At 38.4% G+C, this 5,284-nt stretch carries 6 protein-coding genes and 1 pseudogene; 2 read left to right on the top strand and 5 right to left on the bottom strand.

The genetic code is table 11. The annotated features are described in order from the left end of the window. Window positions 1–91: 91 nt before the first annotated feature. The gene (lspA, locus tag M3212_RS21370; protein ID WP_349774221.1) at window positions 92–532 is read left to right on the top strand and encodes a signal peptidase II; all 441 of its coding nucleotides are present in this window, start codon (window positions 92–94) and stop codon (window positions 530–532) included. A gap of 346 nt (window positions 533–878) precedes the next feature. Here lspA and M3212_RS21365 read toward each other — a convergent pair whose 3' ends face one another. Together M3212_RS21365 and M3212_RS21360 are read right to left on the bottom strand one after the other, a co-directional pair. After that, window positions 879–1,694: a ZIP family metal transporter gene (locus M3212_RS21365; protein WP_251195939.1), complete on the bottom strand. Its 816-nt coding sequence runs from the start codon at window positions 1,692–1,694 to the stop codon at window positions 879–881. A 589-nt stretch (window positions 1,695–2,283) separates the two neighbouring features. Next, the gene (locus tag M3212_RS21360; RefSeq protein ID WP_251195938.1) at window positions 2,284–2,655 is read right to left on the bottom strand and encodes a cytochrome b5 domain-containing protein; all 372 of its coding nucleotides are present in this window, start codon (window positions 2,653–2,655) and stop codon (window positions 2,284–2,286) included. A 340-nt stretch (window positions 2,656–2,995) separates the two neighbouring features. On the opposite strand from M3212_RS21360, the pseudogene M3212_RS21355 reads away from it, so the two are divergent. Continuing rightward, window positions 2,996–3,743, top strand: a pseudogene (locus tag M3212_RS21355) (FAD-dependent oxidoreductase); the annotation flags it as partial. A 50-nt stretch (window positions 3,744–3,793) separates the two neighbouring features. Here the strand turns inward: M3212_RS21355 and M3212_RS21350 are convergent. The 3 genes from M3212_RS21350 to M3212_RS22445 form a co-directional block, all read right to left on the bottom strand. Further along, window positions 3,794–4,756, bottom strand: coding sequence for an MFS transporter (locus tag M3212_RS21350; RefSeq protein WP_251195937.1), 963 nt, complete (start codon window positions 4,754–4,756; stop codon window positions 3,794–3,796). A 66-nt stretch (window positions 4,757–4,822) separates the two neighbouring features. Continuing rightward, window positions 4,823–5,029 carry a four-helix bundle copper-binding protein gene (locus tag M3212_RS21345; RefSeq protein WP_434084067.1) on the bottom strand — a complete coding sequence of 69 codons (207 nt, stop codon included), beginning with the start codon at window positions 5,027–5,029 and terminating at the stop codon, window positions 4,823–4,825. Between the two features lie 38 nt (window positions 5,030–5,067). Next, window positions 5,068–5,284: four-helix bundle copper-binding protein (locus tag M3212_RS22445; RefSeq protein WP_434084066.1), on the bottom strand; the 217-nt coding region annotated here is incomplete at its 5' end.

The following is a 5,284-nucleotide window of genomic DNA, read 5'->3' as shown; positions in this document are numbered from 1 at the left end:
ATTTACTTACCTGTTGCCCTTTTTTCACTTTGACCTGAATAACATAAAATCTGAATGTTCAGACTTATATAAGTGACCAAAAAACAGTGATTTGACATTAGTAGAATTTATTTATGCAATGCTACTGAGTATAGATCAATTTATTAAATATTTAGTTAGAAATTTTATGGACTATGGGCAATCCATTCCAATAATTAATGGCTTTTTTCAATTGACATCTCATCGAAATACAGGAGCTGCTTGGGGGATGTTTTCAGGACAAAAAATATTCTTGATTAGCATTGCATTGATTGTTATAGTTATTGGTCTAATTTATTCCCGTAAAGTAACCGATAAGCTAACACGGATAGCCTTTGGCTTTTTTATAGGAGGGGCAATGGGAAACGTAGTAGACCGTTTGATTTTTGAAGAAGTAACAGATATGTACGAGGTTACATTTATTAATTATCCAATTTTTAATAATGCGGATGTATTTTTAGTTTGTGGGGTTATTTTATTCCTTATTAGCATTTACAAAGATTCAAGATTATAGAGTAATCAATCTTAAGGTTGTTCGTGGTCAGGGCGGGATTCACTTTTATCTTGCTTCCAGGATTATAGATGACTTTATTTATTATTAATTATGCTATGACAAATGTAAAGCCAAAGGTTATAAATATCGGGTCACTTAACATCTTATTTATTGATTTTCTGTTAAGAACTGTACAGCGACCCTTCATTCTTCCCATCGTTTACATACCCCTTATTCAAAATTTGCTTAGAGTAAAATACTCGTTTTCTCGGTAGGACCCCTATTATATTAGACTAACAACCGCATTAGGTATGATTCAAAGTGCAGACCTTCGGACCATCATGATAAATCCAAAGCGGTTCAGCTTTTACCCTAGTGATACATCTAAAATCATCATTACTGTAAAACCTATCATCAAGCTCATAGAAGCAAAATCCTTATTGCCCTCTTCTTGAGAACCAGGAATTACTTCTTCAGCTACAACAAATATCATTGCTCCCGCTGCAAAACTTAGAGCGTATGGCAATAGTGGTTCAATAAAGGAGACTGCCAAAACACCGATAACGGCAGAAATAGGTTCAACCATCCCTGAAAACTGACCATAAAGAAAACTCTTCTTTCGAGACATCCCGTCTCTAAATAGGGGCATCGAAACGGCCACTCCTTCTGGGAAGTTTTGAATACCAATTCCGATTGCTAAAGCAATAGCCCCAGCCAACGATGCAGAAGGAGATCCCGTGGCTACAGCCCCAAAAGCGACTCCTATTGCAAGACCCTCCGGAATGTTATGAAGGGTTATGGCAAACATGAGTAATGTACTTCTTTTCTTTTTTTCAGGATGAATCCCTTCCGCCTGATCAATAGGAGTATTTGGGTGGAGGTGCGGTAGTAATTTATCAAAACCCCAGAGAAAAATTCCACCCAATATAAAACCAACTGCCGCCGGGACCCATGCTGGAGTCCTTCCACCCTCTGCCATTTCTAAAGCAGGAGACAATAATGACCAAAAGCTAGCAGCAATCATTACTCCACCTGCAAAACCCAACATGCCGTCCAATAACTTCTGATTAAATGATTTTGTTGTGAATACCAAAGCTGCTCCAAGTGCAGTCATTCCCCAAGTAAACAATGTTACAAATAATGCCTGCATTACTGGATGAATCCCCATGAAGAAATCAATCATTCTTGTTACTCCTTGCTTAGTAATATTTCTTTCAATATATGCGTTGCGCTTAAAAGGTTTCCCTAAGTAAACATTTTAAGCATCGGTAACAAGTAAGTCAAATAATAAAAGAATAGAAGCCCACCTAAAGCAAGGTTGGCTTCTATTCGACAAATTATACATTCAATAACGACATCTATTAACATTTCACAGTTGAGCAGTTTTTAGGACACAATTTCAACAACTCTAGTCACTCCTAACTCCTTATGACCGGGGATAGTACAGACATAACGGTAGGTACCAGGGGTATTAGAAGAGAATGAAATATCCTGTTTCTCTCCTGGAAAGCTATCTAGATGTAATTGGTTATTCTTCTGCCCATGACCAAAAGGTTGCCTTGATGGCAACCTCTTAGCCTTTAGGCTTGTATTTGTTCCGCAATCGCGCCTCTATTCTTGAACAATCATTCTCGCTTCGTTCGTATTATGAGTTTAACCAGTCATTTCTGATTGAACTCATAATACAAAGGGCGTAATTGTGGAACATTCCCTAAAACATACCCTTTGGAATCACCTTATCCAAAGGGGTTAAACTTCGCAACTAATTCTCATTATTCTTCAAGTGTTCCAACGATTGGTAAGTCTTCCAATACATCAGTCCCATGTGGAGCTTTTTCAATTTCTTCTGTGTAGTCATCACCGGCCACTAATCCACCAGCGGGGGCGTGTTCTCCACCTGCCCATTGTTCAACATTTGTAACGTCGTAAACGACTCCATCAACCGCTACATAAGCATCGTTTCCATCTTGCCCATCATATTCTCCAAGTTCTTCCAATGTGAATACTTGATCTCCTTCAGTTTCAACTTCTTCAGTTTCAACTTCTTCAGTTTCAACTCCTTCATCCGTTGCTTCTTCTCCGCCACAAGCAGCAAGCAGGATGACTAAACCTAAACTTCCAAGAATCATTAATAATTTCTTCACAGAAAATCCACTCCTTAAAACAAATAAATACTTACACATAGTATAACATTTCGAATGTGTCCTAAATAGGCATGTCACAGATTTGTCAGTTTTAATGCATGATTTATAAGTGCCTCACTAGTTTTATAGATTTTTATCTGGTCTTGTCTGCCTAAAGGCAAAAAAAGAATTCCATCAAGGCAATCGAAAATCTTGCAAAATAACAGTTAGATCGTCTTTTGTTGCTTATACCAAACATGGAGTGTTTTTTCATATACGTTGGATGTCAAGGAACATATTCAAACCGTAGCAAGTTCTACAACTCAAAGAGAATTAATTAGTTTTTAGGTGCGAAAGTTGAGTAATTAAAGGTGAAGCAAAATTCGTTGATGCTAGTACGATTGGGTTCAATGGGGCAAAGTTATCTGCAAAACGCTTTTAAATTGCAACAGGTGCATCTCCTTCGATGCCCAATTTCAGGACTTAAAGAAGTGGACTATTTAACTAGTACAACACTTCTTGAGTTAAAGAATATACCCAAACAATTAACTGTGATATATTCAGGATACATTGGAATGGAGCTTGGACAACTATTTCATCATTTAGGTTCAGAAATAACGCTTATGCAAAGAAGTGAGCGACTTATAAAGGAATATGATCCTGAGCTTTCAGAGTCAGTTGAAAAAGCGTTAATTGAACAGGGTATAAATCTTGTCAAAGGGGCAAATTTTGAGCGCGTTGAACAAAGTGGAGAGATAAAAAGGGTTTACGTAACAGTAGATGGCAGTAAAGAAGTCATTGAATCAGATCAGTTACTTGTTGCCATTGGAGGAAAATCAAATACGGATTCTTTCAATTTAAGTGCGGCAGGTGTTGAAACTGGAAAAAATAATGAAATCCTAATCAATGATTTTGGTCAAACAAGTAATGAAAATATTTATGCAGCAGGAGATGTGATTTATGCGGTGGCATTAGCTGTTAAATTCGGTTTAACAGTAGAAGATCTTCGCGAAACCCTTGCTCCCTATTTGACAATGGCAGATGGACTGAAGCTGGCTGCCCTTACGTTTGATAAAGATGTATCCAAATTATCTTGTTGTGCAGGATAACCATCTTTTATAATATCAAGCCGATATTCCTTAAAGGAAATCGGCTTTTTTCATCCAGAAATTGGCTTAGCGTATGTTTTCCGCGTTTTGTTGGTAGGACCCCAAACAAGGTGAAAAAACGATGTAGCAAAGTAAAGAGAACCGACTCCAAACCCGATAAATAACATCCCGAATGCAAGTGCGGTTAACGGATGTAACCTCTGAATAACTTTTCCTGTCATCACGTTTTGAGCCAAAATGACAATCCCACTATTGATCGTCCAAATCAAAGCCACATTACTTGGATCAGGCAAAACCTCCGTTGCCCGTAGTGGAAGCGTTAAAGTTAACTGAGCATACAAAGCCCAAATCACAACACTTACTACACCAAACATAATAAAAGGTTTGTTCTTAACCACTTCCTTATAAGCACCCGATGGGATAACGGGACAATTTGCATCTCCGCAATTTTTCGGAAGGAAAAACCAACTCTTTAATGCGAGTGCCACATAAATAAATCCCGCTATCCAAAAAATCAACTTAGAGGATCCTGTCACAACAAAGAAGATAATAAGCCCAGCTGCTGCTGTTCCGATATTAGCGGCAATCCCACGCATCGAAAAGGCTGTCGTTTGCGTTTCTTCTGATGCCAATGCCGCAATGGCCGCCTTGGTTGATGGAGCGTTCAATCCATTGCCAAGACCTGTAATCAGTGAGGCTACAAGTAACAATCCAAATACATTAAAAAGTCCAAAACCGATTAATCCAACTGCACCAATCATGGCTCCTAACCCAATAATGAACCTTCTCCCAATACGATCTGCCAAAAATCCTCCGAGTAAGCTCCCAAATTGAAATGACATGGCATTCATTGCTAAGATCATTCCTATTTGCGCTAGAGATAATGCTGCATCTATTTTTAACATAATCGGTAACATAGGAATCACTAAGTATGTTCCTAAATGGGAAAGCAAGACTCCAAATAATAAAATCAGCATGGTACGATCTAATTTTTTAATGTCTTGTATAATCATTTGATCCCTTCTTTAACAGGTATTGAACAAAAACAGGCAACCTTGATCACCTGCTTTTGCTCGATTTTAAGCTACCATTTTACGGCATTCTTCTGCACACTTGCGGCAGTAAGTAGCACATTCCTGGCAATGAGCGTCTTGGAACTTCTCACAGTCAGTAGCACAGGCTTCGCAGATCATAGCACACATTTCACAAAATTGTTTTGCAAACATACTCCCACGTGACATCCATTGAGATGCCATTGAACAAATATCTGCGCAGTCTCTTAACATACTGATACAGTGAGTTCTAGCTTGGACATCAGGCTCTTTTAGACATGATGATAAACACATTCTTCGCATGCTTGCATACATTTGTTGCAAGCATCAATACACGCCTGATGTTGCTGTATAGTTGAATCTGAAGAAGGACATAGGTTAGCCCCACCTCTGCCATCTTTATGACCCACTCCGGACAAGATATTGATCCACTTATGACAGAAGTGATCCACAACCATATAAATAGTGAATCCAAAAAGTATTATTGGT

The sequence above is a fragment of the Halalkalibacter oceani genome (assembly GCF_023715705.1).
In the GTDB taxonomy this organism is placed as follows: domain Bacteria; phylum Bacillota; class Bacilli; order Bacillales; family Bacillaceae_D; genus Halalkalibacter; species Halalkalibacter oceani_A.
Note: the sequence above shows the minus strand (reverse complement) of the source record. Positions and strands in the feature narration are given on the sequence as shown.

Bases quoted from the DNA above. Each gene is read 5' to 3' on its own strand.
- M3212_RS21345 (WP_434084067.1), bottom strand. From the start codon at position 5,029: ATGTTAAGAGACTGCGCAGATATTTGTTCAATGGCATCTCAATGGATG.
- M3212_RS21365 (WP_251195939.1), bottom strand. From the start codon at position 1,694: ATGATTGATTTCTTCATGGGGATTCATCCAGTAATGCAGGCATTATTT.
- M3212_RS21350 (WP_251195937.1), bottom strand. From the start codon at position 4,756: ATGATTATACAAGACATTAAAAAATTAGATCGTACCATGCTGATTTTA.